This window comes from Gluconobacter thailandicus F149-1 = NBRC 100600, from assembly GCF_000964465.1.
Lineage (GTDB): Bacteria > Pseudomonadota > Alphaproteobacteria > Acetobacterales > Acetobacteraceae > Gluconobacter > Gluconobacter thailandicus.
Genome location: NZ_BANH01000016.1, coordinates 1 through 17,695, shown reverse-complemented (window position 1 = coordinate 17,695; position 17,695 = coordinate 1). Strand labels below are relative to the sequence as shown.

At 57.0% G+C, this 17,695-nt stretch carries 16 protein-coding genes and 1 pseudogene; 11 read left to right on the top strand and 6 right to left on the bottom strand.

The genetic code is table 11. The features are described from left to right. Positions 1 to 235 precede the first annotated feature (235 nt). From B7444_RS05270 to B7444_RS05250, 5 genes are all read left to right on the top strand, one after another. A complete protein-coding gene (locus tag B7444_RS05270) occupies positions 236 to 1,528 on the top strand; it encodes a tyrosine-type recombinase/integrase (RefSeq protein WP_007284198.1) in 1,293 nt (430 codons plus the stop codon). A 531-nt stretch (positions 1,529 to 2,059) separates the two neighbouring features. Then, positions 2,060 to 2,266 (top strand): hypothetical protein, encoded by a 207-nt coding sequence (locus B7444_RS05265; RefSeq protein WP_007284197.1) that lies wholly within the window; start codon positions 2,060 to 2,062, stop codon positions 2,264 to 2,266. After that, positions 2,263 to 2,853 (top strand): hypothetical protein, encoded by a 591-nt coding sequence (locus B7444_RS05260; protein ID WP_007284196.1) that lies wholly within the window; start codon positions 2,263 to 2,265, stop codon positions 2,851 to 2,853. The genes B7444_RS05265 and B7444_RS05260 overlap by 4 nt, the downstream gene beginning before the upstream one ends. 66 nt (positions 2,854 to 2,919) lie before the next feature. Next, a complete protein-coding gene (locus tag B7444_RS05255) occupies positions 2,920 to 3,570 on the top strand; it encodes a hypothetical protein (RefSeq protein WP_007284195.1) in 651 nt (216 codons plus the stop codon). Beyond that, positions 3,567 to 4,214 carry a hypothetical protein gene (locus B7444_RS05250; RefSeq protein WP_007284194.1) on the top strand — a complete coding sequence of 216 codons (648 nt, stop codon included), beginning with the start codon at positions 3,567 to 3,569 and terminating at the stop codon, positions 4,212 to 4,214. The genes B7444_RS05255 and B7444_RS05250 overlap by 4 nt, the downstream gene beginning before the upstream one ends. 136 nt (positions 4,215 to 4,350) lie before the next feature. On the opposite strand, the gene B7444_RS05245 is transcribed toward B7444_RS05250, so the two are convergent. The 4 genes from B7444_RS05245 to B7444_RS05230 all read right to left on the bottom strand — a co-directional run bounded on the left by B7444_RS05245 (position 4,351) and on the right by B7444_RS05230 (position 6,167). Beyond that, entirely contained in the window at positions 4,351 to 4,749 is a 399-nt protein-coding gene (locus tag B7444_RS05245) for an outer membrane protein assembly factor BamE (RefSeq protein WP_007284192.1), read from the bottom strand. Positions 4,750 to 4,835: 86 nt separating this feature from the next. Beyond that, positions 4,836 to 5,132 carry a hypothetical protein gene (locus B7444_RS05240; protein ID WP_007284191.1) on the bottom strand — a complete coding sequence of 99 codons (297 nt, stop codon included), beginning with the start codon at positions 5,130 to 5,132 and terminating at the stop codon, positions 4,836 to 4,838. Between the two features lie 6 nt (positions 5,133 to 5,138). After that, positions 5,139 to 5,315 (bottom strand): hypothetical protein, encoded by a 177-nt coding sequence (locus B7444_RS05235; RefSeq protein WP_231502757.1) that lies wholly within the window; start codon positions 5,313 to 5,315, stop codon positions 5,139 to 5,141. Positions 5,316 to 5,528: 213 nt separating this feature from the next. Further along, positions 5,529 to 6,167 carry a LexA family transcriptional regulator gene (locus B7444_RS05230; RefSeq protein WP_007284188.1) on the bottom strand — a complete coding sequence of 213 codons (639 nt, stop codon included), beginning with the start codon at positions 6,165 to 6,167 and terminating at the stop codon, positions 5,529 to 5,531. 191 nt (positions 6,168 to 6,358) lie between these two features. On the opposite strand from B7444_RS05230, the gene B7444_RS05220 reads away from it, so the two are divergent. The 6 genes and pseudogenes from B7444_RS05220 (at position 6,359) to B7444_RS05200 (ending at position 14,631) form a co-directional block, all read left to right on the top strand. Beyond that, positions 6,359 to 6,601 (top strand): hypothetical protein, encoded by a 243-nt coding sequence (locus B7444_RS05220; protein ID WP_007284186.1) that lies wholly within the window; start codon positions 6,359 to 6,361, stop codon positions 6,599 to 6,601. A gap of 90 nt (positions 6,602 to 6,691) precedes the next feature. Further along, positions 6,692 to 7,540 carry an FkbM family methyltransferase gene (locus B7444_RS05215; protein ID WP_007284185.1) on the top strand — a complete coding sequence of 283 codons (849 nt, stop codon included), beginning with the start codon at positions 6,692 to 6,694 and terminating at the stop codon, positions 7,538 to 7,540. A 146-nt stretch (positions 7,541 to 7,686) separates the two neighbouring features. Continuing rightward, positions 7,687 to 8,205, top strand: a pseudogene (locus B7444_RS17405) (type I restriction-modification system subunit M N-terminal domain-containing protein); the annotation flags it as partial. Positions 8,206 to 8,452: 247 nt separating this feature from the next. After that, positions 8,453 to 10,273 (top strand): HsdM family class I SAM-dependent methyltransferase, encoded by a 1,821-nt coding sequence (locus B7444_RS05210; protein WP_306301487.1) that lies wholly within the window; start codon positions 8,453 to 8,455, stop codon positions 10,271 to 10,273. Further along, a complete protein-coding gene (locus tag B7444_RS05205; protein ID WP_007284182.1) occupies positions 10,270 to 11,562 on the top strand; it encodes a restriction endonuclease subunit S in 1,293 nt (430 codons plus the stop codon). Before B7444_RS05210 ends, B7444_RS05205 begins: the two co-directional genes overlap by 4 nt. Positions 11,563 to 11,613: 51 nt before the next feature. After that, on the top strand, positions 11,614 to 14,631 hold the full coding sequence (locus tag B7444_RS05200; protein WP_035729081.1) for a type I restriction endonuclease subunit R: 3,018 nt from the start codon (positions 11,614 to 11,616) through the stop codon (positions 14,629 to 14,631). 499 nt (positions 14,632 to 15,130) lie between these two features. On the opposite strand, the gene B7444_RS05195 is transcribed toward B7444_RS05200, so the two are convergent. Further along, positions 15,131 to 16,009 (bottom strand): DUF4868 domain-containing protein, encoded by an 879-nt coding sequence (locus tag B7444_RS05195; protein WP_146911369.1) that lies wholly within the window; start codon positions 16,007 to 16,009, stop codon positions 15,131 to 15,133. After that, positions 15,999 to 16,529: a hypothetical protein gene (locus B7444_RS05190; protein ID WP_035729070.1), complete on the bottom strand. Its 531-nt coding sequence runs from the start codon at positions 16,527 to 16,529 to the stop codon at positions 15,999 to 16,001. The genes B7444_RS05195 and B7444_RS05190 overlap by 11 nt, the downstream gene beginning before the upstream one ends. Between the last annotated feature and the right edge of the window lie 1,166 nt (positions 16,530 to 17,695).

Here is a 17,695-nt window from a genome sequence, read left to right as displayed (position 1 = left end):
ATCTCTATCCTGGGATCTGATTCTGTAGCGAGGCGATTGAACAATAATCAACTTAATCGCTCCCCCAGATCTGGCGGAGAGGGTGTCCGCCGACCTGGGGCGTCACGGAAAAGCAGATCAGCGCAATAACCATTGTTTTTCATGGCTTTACAGAAATCCATGCCATCCTAAAGAAGCAGATAGACGCATTGAACCCCATCCCGTAAGGTGGGATGGAAGATGGGACTGAAAAGCCATGAGCAAGCTTCCGCCGAACCAGCTGACTGTCCGCAAAGTCGCCTCCCTCAAAGACGGGGTCTATGGCGATGGCGGAAATCTATGGATCACCGTCCGGGGCGACACCCGGGCCTGGACCTTCCGCTATAAAAGCCCAAAGACCGGCAAAAGACGGGAGATGGGACTCGGTCCCGCCCGGGATATTTCTCTGGCCGATGCCCGGCTCCAGGCGACCGAGAACCGGCGCCTGCTTCTGGAGGGAATCGACCCCCTGGAAGAAAAAGCCCGGCAGAAGGGCCCCGACGTTCAGGAGCGCACCTTCGCGCAGGTTGCCGAGCAGTACATCACCGAACAGGCGCCGGGCTGGAAGGATCCGCGCTCGGCGCCCATGTGGCGCAGCTCTCTTGAGCGGCATGTTTACCCCGTTCTCGGCCCGAGACCGATTGGCAGCGTGCAGACAGAGGATGTGCTCGCTGTCCTGCGACCAATCTGGGAAAACACGACCGAAACCGCAACGCGCCTGCGTGGACGGATGGAGCGCATTCTGGACTATGCGCAGAGCCATCACTGGCGTGAGGGTGAGAACCCGGCCCGCTGGCGGGGGCATCTGGCCAACATCCTCCCCAAACCCACGGCCGTCACGAAGGTGGTGCACCATGCCGCCTTGCCCTATCGCGACCTCCCGCCGGTCTACAGCCGGCTCAGCGCCGAGCATGGTGTGGGAGCTCTGGCCGCACGGTTCATCTGCCTGACCGCAACCCGATCTGGCGAGGTCCGAAAGGCCCTGTGGTCGGAGATCGATCTGAAGAAAAAGATCTGGACCATCCCGGCCGAGCGAATGAAGGCCGGGCGGGAGCATCGTGTGCCCCTGACGAGCGGAGCGATGGCGCTGCTGTATAAAGTCCAGACCCTGAGATCCCGTTCCGGTGAGGACAGTTTCGTCTTTCCTGGTGGCCGGGTCGGTTCGCCGTTGAGCGATGTCGCGGTCTCCAAAGCCCTCCATCAGGCCGCAGGCACGAAGGATGTGACGATCCATGGTTTGCGCTCCAGCTTCAGGGACTGGGCGGCCGAAGAAACCGACTTTCCACGCGAGGTCGCCGAAATGGCGTTGGCCCATGCCATCGGTGACAAGGTCGAGGCGGCCTATCGCCGGGGGGATCTCTTTAACAGGCGTGCCGAGATGATGTTTGCCTGGGAACGCTTCTGTGCCGGGCAATCCAGTGAGGCGGTCGCAAAGCCTCAGCGTCCCAATCCTGACAGCGCCCCGCTCTTCACCTGGAAAGACTCTGAAATCGGAGATCCAGATGCCTGAAGGCCCGTCAAAAGCCCAATGACGCGTCACGGATTGCGTCATACCGGTCCGCACAATCTCAGTGACGCGTCATCAATGCGCTATGTCGCCATTCCATGAGCAGCTCAAAAGCATGGCAATGCGCCATGAAATCGTACTGCCAGATCGCTTAAGATGGCACGATACTGGGTTTTTGGAGCAAGGCTCCAAAAACCCTTTTAAAACAGTCCCTTAAAACCGTTTCATTTTCGTGCCCTGCCGAGGGCGTCCGCATCACGCTGTGACGCGTCATTCTAACCTGCACGCGCCCCCGTTCCGGGGTCGCGCCGCCCGGAGGGCGGCGGTGCAGAATTCGGCCTCTCTCCCTCTCTTATCACTGAAAATGATCAGAGGGGTTCTGTCGTTTTTTTGGCTTCGCAAGGGAGACCGGGCTGGTCCTCCCCCCAGAGGGCTCACGCGGAGCGTGAGCTGGAATGGTCGCCGTGCGACCAGAGCGAGGGTTTTCTCTCTCGTTCTCTCTCTGGGGCTTCCTTCTTTCTGGAGCCTTTCGCAATGACCAGATTAGTCACCGAACTCGACACGCTTTTCGACGCCCACGCCGTTCTGGCAGGCGTTGTTCTTCCCACCCTGCGCGATGTGATCGCACAGCCGGGAGCCTTTCCCAGCGACACGCGGCTTGAAGGTACGCTGATCGTTCTGGCGCAGACGGTCCGTTCCCTGAATCGGGCGCTGACGGACCGCGTAGGAGACCGGACATGACGTCCTTCCGGCGCACGGACCTGGCTGTCCGCCTGATGGGTCTCGTCTCCTCCCGCGATCGCCCGGACGCTCCGCTCCGGCTGACCGGGACTGCCGTCTGTCTGCACGATCTTGTCCTGTCCCGCGCAGAACCCGTGCCCGTGGCTGAACGGTTGGGCCTGTGGTTTCCCTGTCAGGAGGCCGATCAGGATCCGGCCAACAGACAGGCTTTGCGGGACCAGATCCTGCAGCAGCCCATGCCGTCCCCAGTCGGTGCAGCGGAGCACACTGAAGATGGCGTTTTTCTCTCTCCTGGCCTGCTTCCAGATATCGTTCTGCTTATCGGGGAACGGGAGATGACCTGGCTCGGGCCCTGTTCAACCAAAACAGCGCAGGTCATGACTTTAGACGCTCTGATGCACCAGCTTGCGCCAGAGCTGGTGGAAACTGGGAACACGACCGAAGCTCTTCTGGCCCGGTTTGCAGCGGAAGACTACTCGGGCGTTCATCCGGCTTCCGACCTGGTCCGTATTCATGCCGCAGCCCGGCTGATCGAAGCGCTCTGGACCGGCCAAAGCCCTAAGGTCGGCCTCCCGTATCGCCTGTAACACCTGACACCGACAGGTCGGACAACTCCGGCCTTTCATTTCCTCCCCCGAAAATCTGGATGCTTCATGCTTCTCACAAAAATCCCGGTCGCTGCGGCGACCGCGCCTCGTCACGTGCGCTCATTTTTCGAGCCAACACCGGACGACCTCCGCCTCTATCGCGAACTGAGCCTGCGTCTGCGCACTCAGCCGCCCAGCTCCTTGTTTCGTTATATCCCAACACCGGCCGGGCAACACCTGACCCGGCTTGGCGACTGCGGAACCTGGGCTTGGGCGGCAGTCATCAAAGCGGCCATGGCGTGCTGGAACGATCTGCCGACAGGAGGGAAAATTGCTGAAGATGGGACGCAGCTCAACTCCACGCCCGAGCGGATCCTCTGGGAAGCCCTGCGTCCGGTTACCCCCTCCGACATTACACTGGACGTCGAGCCCCCTATCCAGATCGCGGCACCGGCACGCTTCTTCTCGGATCTGGGAATCCGGTTTCAGGATCGGGTTCGGTACGTTGAGGTTGTAGGCGCCTGCGGTGCAGACCGGGTGACACGCAATGACTGGGAAGCGCATCTGCTGGCCCAGTTTGACCGGCGGCTGGAGGTCTACCGGCAGCAGCGCCTTACGCCCCAGATCTGGTATCTCAACGATCTTCTTGAACCCGCGCAGTTACAGAAGCGTTTCCTCGCCCTGGTAGCGCAGCTTCGCGCGGGAGGCGGGTCATGACCCCTGGTCCGATCCGGCTGCCGCGCTGGCCCATCACGCGCCTGAAACTGCTCGATATCACGCCGGATCAGAAAGGAGCGCCCTATGCGGGCGCTCCCGTCACGCTGCTGCAAAGGGACGGCTTTGTCGAAGGGCGCAGCCTGCTCTGGTTGAGTGAGCCCCGGCGTTCCTCGGGTCATCTGGAAGAAAGTCCCGACGAGCATGGTCAGCCTGCCCTGACCATCAGCGATCCCCTGTTCCGGGCCCTGATGCCGGTGGATGCCCCGCGACCCTTTGTTCTGGCAGGGTTTCACATGTCCTTCCTGCGCCGCGTGCTGGGTGGACCGCAGGATCGACCACCGTATGATCTCTGTCTGTACCGGCTTGCGCGTCAGCGGGCGTCCTGGTTACGGCCGTGTGGGCTGCAGGAATCCGTTCTCGAACTGCGGACAGACCTGATGACAGAACTGACGCAGGACAGCCCTTTCCTGCGTTTGAACTGCGCAGCCGCGCTGCTTGAAACACTTCTTGAGTGGGAGCCGCTGAACCGGCTGCTGGTGCTGTCAGGCAATGTCGTCTCTCCACCGCCTGGTGAGGAGGAACCCTTCGGTCAGGCCGCAGAGTGGGCCTGTCTGCCTCAAGGCCCCGCCATGCTGGAAGAGTAAGTCATCAACCTACATTTCCATTCTAGCAGAGAGCTGTTTTCAATATTCCATTGGATCGGACGAGGCCTTCCGGTCTTCCCCGGCCTGAATCATCCCCTCTGCTTTCAACAGCAGAAGGGACTTTGCTTCTGAAAGCTCAGAACAACCCGCTGCCGGTTTTGACAGCGGAGGCATTCATCGTGTGGTGCCAGACGACGTCGCCGTTGAAAATCACCGTCAGGGTCTTTTCCGTGCCATGGGTGCCCTGATGCAGGTCGCCATAGAGCGGAATGAAGTTGGCAGCGTCAGACGAGGCGTTGGTGAACGCATAGCGCCACTGTTCATGGCCGCTGTCGGTAAACGTGCTCTCGCGCGGGTCTCCGAACAGGGCCCGGATCTGCTCTTTGGTGGTCACGCCATCATGGATCTTCTGATCGATGGACGCACCAGTCTCGTTTTTGATGGTTTCGTTTCCTTCCGAGGCACAGCCTGTCAGGGCGACCAGTCCGGTGAGAGACAATGTGACGGCAAGAGTTCTGAGAAGACGCACAGACATGAGACATCCTTTGTTAATTTTACAAACAGTTACTGAATAAAGAATTAGAGAAAAGCCCACAACCTGCCAAAAACGAACGGACCGTCTCAGTCCAGCCCGCGAAGCCTGCGGCGGTCTTCAGCGGCTTTCAGTTTGCGGAGAAACGGTTCTCGCGGAGCCGTCCAACAGCTCATGCCCAGAATGAATGCAAAGAGCGGATGCCAGGGCAGAGCCAGCGCGATGCCGCACAAAAGACAGGCGCCCGCTCCGAACCACGAGACATATCTCAGCAGAAGCCGCGTCTCGTCTTCCTCAGCTCCGTATTCTTCGAGATAGGCAGCCAGACGGGCCGCGCGTTTTGCTTCGGTCGCCTCGCTGTACAGACCGTCTGTTGAAGACGTCATGAGCGCTTATCTCCCCCAGTGGGTATGGAAGACGACCCGGATCACCAACGCCGTACCCAGCATCAGAGCCGCAGGGGACAGAACGTCGCGGGCCTTCAGCCAGGCGAACAGCCTGACCGAAGATCCGAGCGCCAGCACCAGCAGGAGAAGAACGATCAGCACAAGAAGGAGGGAGACGACCATGTCAGGCGCCCCCTGATAGCCAAGAACAGGGGGCAGACCAGAAGACACAACGGGACAGAGACATCATCGCCAGCTCCTTGCAGTTCCTGTGCGACAGGACAGCCCTGCACACACGACGAACTCAACAAGCCAAATGATCTACGATTTCCCGCGCATCGTCAATACGGATGTGCGCCTGTTTATAAAAGCAGGTTCCCGTATGTCGCGAGCACCTCAGGGATGAGGCACGCCGCCGATCCAGACCACTTCGCCGAGCAGCTTGAAGCAGTCCAGGCGATCAGCTTCAACGTCCTGGGGCGGGTAGCGATGATTGTCAGCAATCACCCGGACCCCGCCACCGAGTTTGGGATCAAGGCGACGGATCAGAACAGTGCCACCACTCTCCAGCGCATAGAGCGCGCTGCCCGTCACGGTCGTGACGCTCCGGTCCACGATGACCAGATCACCCGAGGACAGGGTCGGCTCCATCGCATCGCCTGCATTGCTGATGAGGCAGAGGGACGCAAGATCCCGGGGAATGACGCTCTGCAACCAGTCGCGGCCAATCCGCAGACCGTCTTCATGATGATCATACCAGGGTACGACGATCTGACGGGTCGACGTGGTCTGGACCGCTGTCGCCCCGGAAGGTGAACCGCCAGCCGTGCCAAAGGCGATCCAGTCCAGAGACACGCCGCAGACCCGGGCCAGTGAGGCAAGAGCGGAGAACTTCATCTCCCCACCATTCATGTAGTCCCTCAGGGTCGTATACGGCACGCCCGCTGCCTTGGCGGCATGGGTGATGCCAATACTCTGCGCCGCTTCGCGGAGGCGCTCGCCGCGCTCGCGCATCAGGCGGATCTGGTCGTCCATGAGTTTACGCTTTCGCCTGGAATGTCGGGGCACGCAGAAGTTCCTCATTCGGAAATGAGGCATGAATACGATATTCCGCTTGATATGGAAGTCGGAAAACCGTATCTCTTGGCATTGAAATGTTGCGTGGCCCGTGACTCGTCATGGTCAGATCCTCGCATGAAACCGACATTTTTGTCCAAGGGATTGTCATGCCTGAAGATCCACTGTTGCCACCACCCCGTCCAGCCGGTCTCGAGGACCTGCATGCCGGTCTGCATGACGTGCTGCGTCTGATCGAGATCGAGCATGCGCTGCTCAAAGGGCGGCTGGAGAGTCTGCGGGCGGATACGGAAGGCGCGCGCCTGCTGGAGGGCGTGATGGTGCTGGGCGCCGTGCTGCAACAGCGGATGGGCGGTCTGCTCCAGCTCTGCCGCGAGGTCGGAAAGCTGTGACGGAGCGGTCCATCGGACACAGCGCGTCCTGAACCTGCCGTTTGCTTCATCGAAGCCCCGTTGCTCTCTTCCATACGGTCATCATCTCTTATGTCAGAACACTCAGAACTGTCTTCCGAGCACGTTGTGCTGGACGGACACCCTCTCTCACGTGCGCTTCCTTTTGGTGCCTATCCATTGACGGACGTGCAGAAGAAAATCCGGAAGATCTTCTTCAACACGCCGTTGGGATACAGTCGTCTGCGTCGGCCGTTTATTGAACGGTTCAAACGAGACTGCTCCTCAGGTCCTGTCGATGCGACCCTGTTCGGACTGAAAGTACGGTTTTATCCGCAGGACAACCAGACAGATTCAAAATCGGCGGTGTGTGGCACGTGCTACAATCATCGCGAACTGGCATGGCTGCGGCGTCATCTGCCGAAAGGTGGGACGTTTGTGGATGTCGGTGCGAATATGGGGTTCTTCTCCTTCTATGCCGCCCAGAGAGAAGCCCGTGTCATCGCCGTTGAGCCGAACCCGATGCTGTTCGAGCGGCTGGCCACGAATATGAGGCTGAACGGGATGCGGGCCGATCTCTTGCGTGCGGCCGTGGGCGATCAGGAGGGCTCTGGTCAGCTCGTGCAGGTGAACGGGGATTTCGGTGGGGGGCGGATCGGTGCGGGACACGGTGCTGCGGTGCGGATCCGGCCGCTTCTGGACATTCTGCAGGTCTGCGATGTGACGGCCGTCCATGTTCTGAAGATCGACATCGAAGGCTACGAAGACCGGGCGCTGTTGCCATTTTTTCGCGAGGCGCCTGCGACGTTGTGGCCCGATCATCTCATCATGGAAGACACCGAGCACGGCCGGTGGGCCCAGGACGTCTTTCCGGTGCTGCAGCGCTGTGGATATGGACGCCGCGCTCGCAGTCGGGGGAATATCCTGCTCTCAAGGTTCTGAGGGACGCTGGGGAGGAGAAGTTTGTCAGCTTTGGGGGGGGGAAACCGGTCTGTCCGCTTCGCGTCGCGAGCGCTTGGAAGCAGACATGACCGCCGATCTCGGTGCAGTTCAGTCCTCGACTTCGTCCCCGGGCCACGTGAAGTTAAGTGGGGTTTCTTTTACGCCCAACAGGCGGAGCACCTGACAACAGAGCCCGTCCCAAGGCTGATTGCAGAACCAAGCCCTTAAGAGTAGTCGTCGAAGGGCTATTGCCCTCGCATCAACTTTTGAGGCCCACATTGAACCAGACGTCCCACAGCAGCCTTGTTTCCTTCATCTGGCGCATTGCCGACGATTGCCTCCGCGATGTGTACGTACGGGGCAAGTATCGCGATGTGATCCTGCCGATGGTTGTGCTGCGCCGCCTTGACACGTTGCTCGAGCCGACCAAGGACGCCGTTCTGGAAGAGGTCCGGTACCAAAAAGAAGACATTGGCGCGACGGAGTTGGACGATGAGCCGCTCAAGGATGCCTCTGGTTACGTCTTCTTCAACACCAGCCACTGGACCCTAAAGAAGCTGTACAACACCGCCACCAACAACCAGCAGATCCTCCTAGCCAATATTGAGGATTACCTCGACGGCTTCAGTGACAACGTCAAAGAGATCATCGGTCGCTTCAACCTGTTCGAACAGATGAGTCATATGGCGGAGAAGCAGGTGCTTCTGGACGTCATTGAGAAATTCGTCTCCCCCTGGGTCAACCTGACCCCGAATGACATTGAGGATCCGGAAGGCAACACGCTTCCGGGCCTCTCTAACCTGGGTATGGGATACGTCTTTGAGGAACTGATCCGTAAGTTTAACGAAGAGAACAACGAAGAAGCAGGGGAACACTTCACCCCGCGCGAGGTGATCCACCGAGCTGAGGACGATGCTGCACAGGGTCGCTCCTCACTTCACCCCGCGCGAGGTGATCCACCTCATGACGCACCTGCTTTTCGACCCGATAAAGGACCGTCTGCCCCGGATCCTGACGATTTACGATCCGGCTTGTGGGTCGGGCGGCATGCTGACCGAGGCTCAGAACTATATCACGGACGAAGATGGCCCTTTCCATGCCCACGGGGACGTTTACCTCTATGGCAAAGAGATCAACGACGAAACCTACGCGATCTGCAAATCCGACATGATGATCAAGGGCAATAACCCTGAAAACATCCGCGTAGGCTCCACTCTCTCCACCGATGAATTCTCCGCCAACCGCTTCGACTTCATGCTGTCCAACCCGCCCTATGGCAAAAGCTGGAACAGCGAGGTGAAGTACATCAAAGACGGCAAGGACGTCATTGATCCCCGTTTTCAGGTCGAGCTGGCCGACTACTGGGGCAATGTCGACACGATGGATGCCACCCCGCGCTCATCGGATGGCCAGCTGCTGTTCCTGATGGAGATGATCAGCAAAATGAAACCCACCAGCGCCAGCCCGCTGGGCTCGCGCATCGCGTCGGTCCACAACGGCTCCAGCCTGTTCACTGGGGATGCGGGCAGCGGGGAATCCAACATCCGCCGCTTTATCATCGAAAATGATATGCTGGATACCATTATCCAGCTGCCCAATAACCTGTTCTACAACACTGGCATCACCACCTACATCTGGCTCCTGTCCAACGCCAAGCCCGAGGCACGGCGCGGACGGGTCCAACTGATTGACGCCAACCTCATGTTCCGCAAGCTGCGCAAGAACCTTGGCGACAAGAACTGCGAGTTCTCGGACGAACATATCCAGCAGATCACCGAGGCCTTCCTGAACTTCGCTCCTGTTGAGCGTCAGATCGACGCGGCGGGCGATCCGGAGGGCATCGCCGTGCAGGTCTTTGACAACGCGGATTTCGGCTATCACAAAGTCACCATCGAACGCCCGGACCGCCGCCGCGCGGGTTTCAGCGCTGAACGCCTCGCCCCCCTGCGCTTTGACAAGTCCCTGCGCGAGCCCATGGAATGGCTCTACGACGAACACGGCGATCAGGTCTATCAGCTGGGCTTTCTGAAGGAGCGGGCCAAGCAGATCATCGCGTGGTGTGAGGAAGCCGGGCTAACCCTGAACGCCAAGGCGAAGGCCAAGCTGCTCGACACCAAGTACTGGGTCAAGCTGCGCGATCTGCTGGCCACAGCGACCCAGATCATGGGCGATGTGGGCCTTAAGGAGACCGATGACTTCAACGTCTTCCGCAAGGCGGTTAACGCCGCGCTCAAGGCGCGTAAGATCCAGCTGGGCGTGACTGAGAAGAACGCCATCCTGAACGCCGTCAGCTGGTACGACGAGACCGCCCAGAAGGTCATCGCCAAGAAGCACAAGCTGACCGGCGCAGAGGTTGAGGAGCTGACCACGCATCTGGGCTGTGCGGCGGAGGATCTGGCCGATTTCGGTTGGTACCGGCAGAAGGATAGCAGCTACCTGACCTATGAGAGCACCGCAGAGCTGCGCGATGCCGAAAGCGTGGCCCTAAAGGATAACATCCACCGCTACTTCCTGGCCGAGGTGAAACCGCATGTGGAAGAAGCCTGGATCAACCTCGACTCTGTGAAGATCGGCTACGAGATCAGCTTCAACAAGTATTTCTACCGCCACAAGCCGCTGCGCAGCCTTGAAGAAGTGACGCAGGACCTTCTGGCCCTGGAAGAAAAGGCTGACGGGCTGATCGCCGATATCCTTGGTGTTGAGGTTGCGACCAAGCTGGAGCCGGCGCAATGAACAACGCGGCATATCCGAAGTATGACAGCTATCAGGATGTCAAAATCTCTTGGTGCGAAGAGCTTCCTTCGCACTGGACGACCCAGCCTATCAGAAACCTATTTACAGAAAGCCGTCGTAAGAACGGCGATGGCAAGAACAAAGACTATCTGTCGCTTATGGCCAATCGGGGGATCATTCCCTACTCGGAGAAGGGTGACGTAGGGAACAAAATGCCAGCTGACCTCAGCGGCTGCAAACTCGTCGACGTTGACGACTTCGTATTGAACAGCATGAACTTTGGTATTGGCTCGTTTGGCGTGTCGAGCCTCAAAGGCGTGTGCAGTTCAGTCTATGTAATCTTGAAGGCGAATAGTCCAGCATCGATTAGGTACTACGAGCGGATTTTTCAGCACCCTCAGTTTCAGACATTCTCGCAGTCCCTTGGCAACGGCATTCTTGCGCACCGTTGCGCAATCGGCTGGGATGAATTGAAGAACGCTCACTTTCCCGTGCCACCCGTCGAAGAGATCCAGGCCATCGCGGCGTTTCTGGATGAGAAATGCGCGACGATTGACGAGGCGGTGCGGATCAAGGAGGAGCAGATCAGGCTCTTGGCCGAGCGCAGGCAGATCCTGATCCAAGAAGCCGTCACTCGCGGCCTGAACCCCGACGCCCCCATGAAAGACAGTGGCATCGACTGGATCGGCCAGATCCCCGCGCATTGGGTGGTCCGCCGGAACTTCGCTCTCTTCCGGGAGACCAAGAATGCTGGCAATGCTGGATTGCCCGTTCTGTCCGTCTCGATCCACAGCGGCGTTTCCAAGGAAGAGCTTTCAGAAGAAGAGAACATTCGCTCGATCATCAAGATCGAGGACAGGAGTTCGTACAAAGAAGTCCGTCCCGGGGACATCGCCTACAACATGATGCGTGCCTGGCAAGGCGGCATCGGTGCTGTTCACACTCACGGCATGGTCAGCCCGGCCTACGTCGTGGCCCGCCCTGTCATCGATTTAGTCGCCGACTACTTCGAATTGCTCTACCGGACTCCAGCATTTATCCGGCAGATGGACGCGAGCTCGAAGGGCATCACCGATTTCCGCAAACGTCTCTACTGGGATGACTTCCGTAACTGCCTGACCATCGTCCCACCAAAGGCGGAACAGGAAGAGATCATCCGGTATTCCTCGGATATATCAGCAAAGTTCCATCATGCCACTTCACTCAAGCAATTCCAAATCACTGCATTGCGGGAATACAAGACGAGCTTGATCAACGCGGCGGTGACTGGAAAGATCAAGGTATTGTAAACGCCCGGCCCCTCGATGTGGTGGGGTAGAAACTCATTTGAAAGCAACGTCATGAATGTCGCGGTCAGCAACACCAAGGAAATCGCCCTCGAACAGGCCATCGAGAGACGGCTTTGCGGCGCGAGATCCGAAGAGCTGGCCGCCGGGGCCATCGCCTCTGGCCCTTTCCGTATCGGCCAGCCCTCTGATTTCGACGCGCCCCTCGCGCTCGACCGTGCGAAGTTCTGGGAGTTCCTCGAAGCCACCCAATCCAAAGACCTCGACAAGCTCAAGCAGCACAACCCCGCCGACTGGCAGGCCAAGATCACCGGCCAGCTCGACAAGCTGATCAAGTCCAAAGGCCTGCTGCATGTCCTGAAAAAGGGCCTGCCCGTCGACAACGCGCATTTCCACCTGATGTATCCCGCTCCGCTGGCCAGTTCGGCGCAAAAGGTCCACGACAACTTCGCCGCCAATATCTGGAGCGTGACGCGGCAGGTCCATCACAGCACCGCCAACCCGAATGAATCGGTGGACATGGTGGTGTTTTTGAACGGGCTGCCGCTGGTGACGCTGGAGCTGAAGAACGCCTGGACCCATCAGACCGCCCGCTACCACGGCCAGAAGCAATACCGTGAGCGTGATGCAAACCAGACCCTGCTGCGCTTTGGCCGCGTGCTGGTCCACATGACCGCCGACACCGACGAGGTTTGGATGGCGACGAAGCTGGCGGGAGCCTCGACCTCCTTCCTGCCGTTCAATAAGGGGCACAACGAGGGCGCGGGCAACCCGCCGAACCCGAAGGGCCACAAGACGGCCTACCTGTGGGAAGAGGTTCTGCAACCGGAGAGCCTTGCCGGGATCATCCAGCATTTCGTCCTGCTGGAAGGCAAGAAGACCGACCCGCTGGCGAAGAAGACGCTGATCTTCCCGCGCTATCACCAGCTGAATGTGGTCCGAAAGCTGCTGTCCCACACCGCTCAGACGGGCGTAGGGCATAAATACCTGATCCAGCACTCTGCCGGATCGGGAAAATCCAACAGCATCACCTGGGCCGCCTACCAGTTGATCGAGACCCATCCGGCGAAGCTAGACCTGCCGGGCGCCAGGGCGCTTGACGCCCCGCTGTTCGACAGCGTGATCGTCGTGACCGACCGCCGCCTGCTGGACAAGCAGCTGCGCGATAACATCAAGGATTTCTCCGAGGTCAAGAATATCGTGGCCCCGGCGCTGAAATCGTCGGACCTGAAGGCAGCGTTGGAGAACGGCAAGAAGATCATCATCACGACCATTCAGAAGTTCCCCTTCGTCATCGACGGCATAGAGGATTTGGGCGACAAGCGTTTCGCAGTGATCATCGACGAGGCGCACAGCGGCCAGAGTGGCATCGCCAGCGACAAGATGAATCAGGCAATGGGCGGCGACCCAGACGAAGATGACGCGCAGGACAAGATTGTGGCGGTCATGCAGGCCCGCAAGATGCGCGACAATGCGTCCTACTTTGCCTTCACCGCGACGCCGAAGGCGATCACCCTCGAGAAGTTCGGTGAGCAGCAGCCGGACGGCCGCTTCCGTCCGTTCCACCTGTACAGCATGAAGCAGGCGATCGAGGAGGGCTTCATCCTCGACGTGTTGGCGAATTACACGACCTACAAGGGCTATTACGAGATCCAGAAGTCCATTGAAGACAATCCCCTGTTCGACACATCCAAGGCGCAGAAGAAGCTGCGCGCCTATGTCGAGCGAAGCCAGCAGACGATCAACACCAAGGCCGAGATCATGGTCGAGAATTTCATCGACAAGGTGGTCAACCCCAAGAAATTGCGCGGCAAAGGCAAAGGGATGATCGTAACCCAAAATATCGAGGTGGCGATCCGCTACTACAAGGCCGTACAGGCAGAGCTTGCCAAACGCGGTAACCCGTTCAAGGCGCTAATCGCCTTCTCGGGCGAGAAGGAGGTTGATGGGGTTAAGTACACCGAGACCGAGATGAATGGCGTGCCTGAGGACAAGACCCGTAGCGAGTTTGACAAGGATGAATTCCGCCTGCTGATCGTCGCAAACAAGTATCTCACCGGTTTCGACCAGCCGAAGCTCTGTGCGATGTATGTCGACAAAAAGCTGCAGTCGGTTCTGGCAGTCCAGGCCCTGTCCCGTTTGAACCGCTCCTCCCCCAAGCTCGGCAAACGGACCGAGGATCTGTTCGTTCTCGACTTCTTCAACTCGACCGAGGACATCAAGGCTGCCTTCGACCCGTTCTTTACGGTGACGACCCTATCTGAGGCGACGGACGTGAACGTCTTACACGTGCTGAAAGCATCTTTGGATGATGTCGGCGTCTACGAATGGTCAGAGGTGGAGGAATTCTGCAAAAGGTTCTTTGACGGCGAAGATTCCGAAAAACTCAGCCCCCTGATTGACGTGGCTGCCGAACGTTTCAACACCGGCTTGGAACTGGAAGACCAGGAGAAGATCGACTTCAAGATCAAAGCGAAGCAGTTTGTGAAGATCTACGGACAGATGGCTGCAATCATGCCATTCGAAGTGGAGGCTTGGGAGAAGCTCTTCTGGTTTCTGAAGTTCCTGGTCCCGAAGTTAAACATCAAGGACCCGAACCAAGATGCGTTGGATGATCTTCTCGAGGCCGTTGACCTTTCGTCATATGGGCTAGAGCGGACAAAACTAAACCAGACCATCGGCCTGGACACTTCAGAAGCAGAGCTAGATCCACAGAACCCCACTCCCCGCGGTTATCGCGAAGGAGAGGTGCAGGAAGACCCGTTGGAAGAGATCATCCGCAGCTTCAACCAACGTTGGTTCCAAGGCTGGAGCGCCACCCCGGAAGAACAACGGATCAAGTTTCTGAACATCGTTGAAAGTGTTCAGGCCCACCCCGATTTCGAGAAGAAATTTGATGAAAATTCTGATCCCTACAGCCGTAACTTGGCATTTGAAAAAATTATGAAAGAAGTCATGCTAAAACGCCGGAAAGAGGAGTTGGAACTCTACAAGCTTCACAACCAGGACGAGGCGTTCAGATCTGCACTATACCTGAGCGTCAGGGAGGCGCTGACACAGAGCCCGCGCTGACAATGAAATGAAGCGTGCCCGCCCAGACTCCGGCGACGATGAGTTCGTCCAATGAACTCGAATTGACCTCTTCCACCGATTGTCCCTCGATCATAACCAAGGTCTGCCAGTTTGACATTATTGATCGAATGACAAGCACGTCTGGCTCTGTGCCTTTAGGCCACGTACGGCACAGGCCCCCGTCATTTTAGGCTCAAAGGACTGAACCGCCCGGGGATTGACGGTTACCAATTCGTGCAAGCTTTGAGCCGTGTCCGCCTCGGAGAAGCCCCCGGCTGCACATTGACATCCGAGAAGAGGCGGAAGCAGCCAAGTTGCAATCGAGCAATTGTAGACATCTGCGCTCCGCTTGAGTTTTCCCAACAGCAGATGTCTGCTCATGCAATTTCTCGCGCTTGAGCACGACACTGACGCGTGGGGTAGCCCTATTTAAGATGCACCATTGCTAGTGTGCCAAACTGGGCCACACGGAACAATGTGTATATTGTTTCTCAGCTTGCTAGGGCGTGGGTGTGAGCGCCCGCTTTGAATTAGTAATAAAAATTTCTCCGCCAAGCGGGCCACGATATAAGCCATTGTCAAGGAAATGAAGGAGCGCCTTCGCTTCTGCTTTCATTGACGGAATGATGATCTTCCCGTCTGCGACCGCAATTTGAAAGTTCTCATCGGCCGCTGCGACCTGAATCTGAGCAGGTGTAAAATTATTTAGCGTACCTCGCTTAGTGATCGCATTGATCAGCTTTCGCATCTTTTGATCAGCGAGGTTTTTGAATTTTCCGATGTCGCCGACACTGATGCATTCAAGACCACAGAAGCCTTCAACCTCAGTATCAGTCGCTTCCTGATAAAGGCTGGTTAGGTTAAAAATCAGCTTGATACGGCTGAATTTCTGGAACTTGATTTTGTCATCTTCTACGAAGCCCGCTAGAGAGGCTCCAATCGCAAATGCGGGCTGAACCAGTCGATTGAAGGTGTTGCCATCAAGTATTAGACTAAACCGACGCTCAAGCATCTGGCGCGCAGAAAACTCTTGTAACAGCAGGCGTGGTCCAGATGGGCGTTGCACTAAGACACCCAGCGCTCTGATGTTCTCAGCCTCGAAGTTCGCTGGATCGACTTCTGGCATTGCTACGATGTTACCCTGAGCAGCTGCAAAAATGGCGGCTGCTTCATCCGTCACTTGGGCCACAAGATGCTCGTGTGGGTCGGGGCTCCATCCACCATCAAACGGTACCTCATCAGTTACGCCACCAACAAACATCTGCTCCTGCTGGATAAAAATTCCTTCTAGCTGATTCTGAACCGCAGCAGTTACTTTGATGCGCTTCACGATCAAGGCGGGGGCCGAGCGACAAATGGCCAACAGATTAACAGGCATTCGCATCCTCTAGATCGATCAAAATGTATTCGGTTAACTGGCCGACGTGATTGATTGTGCTCGTATTCCTGAGCTGCTTGCGTGTTATGAGGACGTAGGTCACGCCTTCTGAAGACTCGACTTTGTAAAAATGCCAGCCGGCTAGGCCGAGCAGTGGATTGAAATGATAGTTATATCCTGTTGCCGTCAAAAGTGTGAATATCAACAGTGTTGGTATGAGCAGATTGATGTTGATCTGCCCAAGTTCGGAAGTAAATAGCGGAGAGAGATAGAGAAGCATGAACGCGATATTCTCGCGATCGGCTGGCTCAACACTGGTAATATTGAGCGGGAAACGTTCCAAAGAGGTACGGGCCTGCCGAAGCAGGTACACGCAGATCAATACCAGCATCGCGCAGGCAGCGACAATACCAATCGCAATGGCGTGTTGCTGGTTACGCCAGACTATCCACGCGTACACGAGCCCTACGGGCGCTAAGGCCGACGCAATCAGCAGAAATTTGGCGAGCCTTCCAAACATTCCCTATTTGTTCCATATTTTCCAGAGAGAGTCGATGCCATCGGTTTCATACTTCGTACGGATCAGAAGAGTCGCTTCAGAAACCTTGGTCTGCTCGCCTTCAGGCGATTGAGTATCGTGTTGACGTAAAAAATGCCGGGGAAGGTCGCAACTGCGTGATCTGGCAGCTCAAGGTCGAGCGTTAAAAACTACGAGGCCGACGCCCCAAATGCTACATAGTCAGGTTTGTGCGTTGTGTCGTCGCACGTCGTGGTGTGAGGCACGACGATGTAGCTTTTGTAGCTGAATAGGCGATGGGCGACCGCGCGACCGAAGGCGACGACGGACTGGCACAGGCCGGCCTTGATCTCGACGGTGAAGATTTGCGGCCCGAATTTGAAAATGTCCTACGCGCGCTTTCAGCACGCCAATCACGTCGGGCGTACCCTAAACTCGATCTACCGCAGCCCGCCTAATAATGTCGGCTTTCGGGCAACCTGCACAATTGCTTGGATGTCTGATTCGAGGGCGTAAGCAGCAGGTCCGCTTACGCCTCATGTCGGGCGTATGTGCCTATGAACGGCTTGCTGCATAGCAGACATGAGCAGCGCGATCTCTCGCGATCGAGTTGGAGTGGAAGAGTAGGGTTCGCTTTCAGTGCATAAATACAAAAATAGACATGGCATTGGAGTAGAATGTGCAACGCCTAGGCATTCCATCGCCCTTGAATACGAATAGATCGTTGCGTTTAATTATTCAGAGACGTATTTTAGAACTAAAAGTGGCGATACTGAGCCGCGATTGCTTTGTGAGCGCAATATCTATTTCGGCCAATCATCTTCGCCGATCGCAAATACATGCCAATGAAATTCTTTCTTTAGCTTCGTTTCTATAACTGATTTATATGCCGACGTTAGCGTTCCCTCACGTGCACGCCTCAACATGGAAGCTACATCTTCGCGCCTCACCGAGTTTGATTTCAAAATCTTTTCATATACATCGCGTTGAGCAACAATAATTTGCCACTTTCCTGGCGCGCATTCGAGTGTATTTAATGTGGCGTTATCAATTTTCTCGATAGATACGTCCCTAAGTTTTTTGAAATCATAGTATAATGCAGCAAGTTCTTGGGAGGTATTGGTACCTCTTAGAGCCTGTTTGGAAAATCGATCTGATGTGATTCAAGC

Coding starts and splice junctions, on each gene's coding strand:
- B7444_RS05270 (WP_007284198.1), top strand. CDS start 236: ATGAGCAAGCTTCCGCCGAACCAGCTGACTGTCCGCAAAGTCGCCTCC.
- B7444_RS05265 (WP_007284197.1), top strand. CDS start 2,060: ATGACCAGATTAGTCACCGAACTCGACACGCTTTTCGACGCCCACGCC.
- B7444_RS05260 (WP_007284196.1), top strand. CDS start 2,263: ATGACGTCCTTCCGGCGCACGGACCTGGCTGTCCGCCTGATGGGTCTC.
- B7444_RS05255 (WP_007284195.1), top strand. CDS start 2,920: ATGCTTCTCACAAAAATCCCGGTCGCTGCGGCGACCGCGCCTCGTCAC.
- B7444_RS05250 (WP_007284194.1), top strand. CDS start 3,567: ATGACCCCTGGTCCGATCCGGCTGCCGCGCTGGCCCATCACGCGCCTG.
- B7444_RS05245 (WP_007284192.1), bottom strand. CDS start 4,749: ATGTCTGTGCGTCTTCTCAGAACTCTTGCCGTCACATTGTCTCTCACC.
- B7444_RS05240 (WP_007284191.1), bottom strand. CDS start 5,132: ATGACGTCTTCAACAGACGGTCTGTACAGCGAGGCGACCGAAGCAAAA.
- B7444_RS05235 (WP_231502757.1), bottom strand. CDS start 5,315: ATGGTCGTCTCCCTCCTTCTTGTGCTGATCGTTCTTCTCCTGCTGGTG.
- B7444_RS05230 (WP_007284188.1), bottom strand. CDS start 6,167: ATGGACGACCAGATCCGCCTGATGCGCGAGCGCGGCGAGCGCCTCCGC.
- B7444_RS05220 (WP_007284186.1), top strand. CDS start 6,359: ATGCCTGAAGATCCACTGTTGCCACCACCCCGTCCAGCCGGTCTCGAG.
- B7444_RS05215 (WP_007284185.1), top strand. CDS start 6,692: ATGTCAGAACACTCAGAACTGTCTTCCGAGCACGTTGTGCTGGACGGA.
- B7444_RS05210 (WP_306301487.1), top strand. CDS start 8,453: ATGCTGCACAGGGTCGCTCCTCACTTCACCCCGCGCGAGGTGATCCAC.
- B7444_RS05205 (WP_007284182.1), top strand. CDS start 10,270: ATGAACAACGCGGCATATCCGAAGTATGACAGCTATCAGGATGTCAAA.
- B7444_RS05200 (WP_035729081.1), top strand. CDS start 11,614: ATGAATGTCGCGGTCAGCAACACCAAGGAAATCGCCCTCGAACAGGCC.
- B7444_RS05195 (WP_146911369.1), bottom strand. CDS start 16,009: ATGCCTGTTAATCTGTTGGCCATTTGTCGCTCGGCCCCCGCCTTGATC.
- B7444_RS05190 (WP_035729070.1), bottom strand. CDS start 16,529: ATGTTTGGAAGGCTCGCCAAATTTCTGCTGATTGCGTCGGCCTTAGCG.